The sequence below is a fragment of the Variovorax sp. 20P10.2.4 genome (assembly GCF_058244205.1).
The window spans coordinates 1-1,699 of record NZ_JBZAYE010001034.1; the positions used below are offsets into that span (position 1 = coordinate 1).

The following is a 1,699-nucleotide window of genomic DNA, read 5'->3' on the forward strand; positions in this document are numbered from 1 at the left end:
CCAAGTTCCTGGCGCCGGTGCGTCCGGGCGCCGTGCTGGCGATCGAGCTGAACCCCGAGGCCAGCGGCGGCGGTGTGCGCTTCGACGTGCGCTGCGACGGCGTGGTGGCTGTCACCGGCCGCTGGACCCCCGTGGCAGAGTCGCCGCGATGAAGCACACGGAGGCCGAGACCCGCGCGGTGAACGCCGCGGCCCGGACGGAGGCCGAGGCAGCCGACTGGACCCGCGCCCCCGAGCGCAGCAACATGCTCGCGCTGCGCTTCATCTGCTTCATGGCGATCTTCTTCGGCCGACGCATCACGCGTCTGCTGCTGCCGCCGATCGCGCTGTACTTCCTCTTGTTCGCGCCCACGCCGCGGCGCCACATCAAGCGCTACCTGTTCCGCGCCATCGGCCCGCAGGCCGGCTGGGTCGACGGCTTCAAGCTGCTGCATGCCTTCGCCTCGACGGTGCTCGACCGGGTGTATTTCCTGCGCGGTCGCATGGACCTGTTCGACTTCCGCATGGACGGCCAGGTCGAGCTCGAGAACGCGGCAGGCGAGGGGCGCGGTGCCTTCCTGCTCGGTGCGCACGTGGGCAGCTTCGAGGCCATGGGCGCCTGCAAGCGCCAGCAGCCCGACCAGGCGCGCATGCGCCTCGCGATGCTGATGTACCCCGACAACGCGCAGCGCATCACCGCCATCCTCAACGCGATCAGTCTGCCCGAAGCGCGGCCGCACGTGATCGCGCTGGGCCGGCCGCACTCGATGCTCGCGCTGCGCGACTGGCTCGACGGCGGCGGCATGGGCGGCATGCTGGCCGACCGCACGCTGCCCGGCAGCGAGGACCAGCCGGCGCAGCAGCGCGGCAACAACATCGTGCTGCCGTTCCTGGGCCGGCCCGCCAGCTTCAACGACGGGCCGTTCCGGCTCGCGGCGCTGCTGCGGCGGCCGGTGTTCTTCATGGCCGGGGTCTACCACGGCGGTGCGCGCTACGATGTCCGCTTCGAACGCCTGGCCGACTTCGGCCAGCGCCCGGCCGATGCCGCCGAGCGCGAACGGCTGATCCGCGCCGCGGTCGAAGCCTATGTGGCGCGCCTGGAGGCGCTGTGCCGCGCCTACCCCTACAACTGGTTCAATTTCCATGATTTCTGGCTCGAAGATGCAGATGCGCCCGCGGTGGCTTGAACGGTTCTTCCAGGCCCTGCTGCTCGTGCTGGCCTTCGGCGCCGCACCGGCCTGGGCCTTCGACCTCAACGAACTGATGGGCCTGCTGGCCAAACAGAAGAGCGGCGAGGCCCGCTTCACCGAGCAGCGCTTCGTGCACGGCCTCGAAGGCCCGCTCGATGCGCGCGGCACCTTGAGCTTCGATGCGCCCGACAAGCTGGTGCGCCGCACGCTGTCGCCGCGCGTCGAGACCATGGCGGTGGAGGGCAATACGCTGACCCTGTCGCGCGGCGGCCGCAACCGCACGCTCGCGCTCGACAGCATGCCCGAGCTGCTGGGCCTGGTCGAAGCCATGCGCGGCACGCTCAGCGGCGACGGCACCACGCTGCAGCGCTATTTCCGCAGCACCGTGACCGGTTCGGCCAACCAGTGGGCGCTCGACCTCACGCCGATCGACAGCCGGCTCGCGGCCCAGGTGCGCAGCATGCGCATCAGCGGGCGCGCGAGCGACGTGCTCGGGCTCGAGATGGAGTTCGTCGGCGGCGACCGCTCGGT

General features: G+C 71.0%; 2 protein-coding genes. Both read left to right on the forward strand.

All coding sequences use genetic code 11. From position 1 onward, the window contains the following. Window positions 1-148 precede the first annotated feature (148 nt). On the forward strand, window positions 149-1,165 hold the full coding sequence (locus AC27VN_RS40745; protein ID WP_490880403.1) for a lysophospholipid acyltransferase family protein: 1,017 nt from the start codon (window positions 149-151) through the stop codon (window positions 1,163-1,165). Next, window positions 1,146-1,699, forward strand: a 554-nt coding sequence (locus AC27VN_RS40750) for a LolA-related protein (RefSeq protein ID WP_490880404.1), incomplete at its 3' end; no start/stop codon positions are given. The genes AC27VN_RS40745 and AC27VN_RS40750, both read left to right, overlap by 20 nt.

Excerpts from the sequence above, each read along its gene's own strand:
- AC27VN_RS40745 (WP_490880403.1), top strand. The coding sequence starts at position 149 with ATGAAGCACACGGAGGCCGAGACCCGCGCGGTGAACGCCGCGGCCCGG.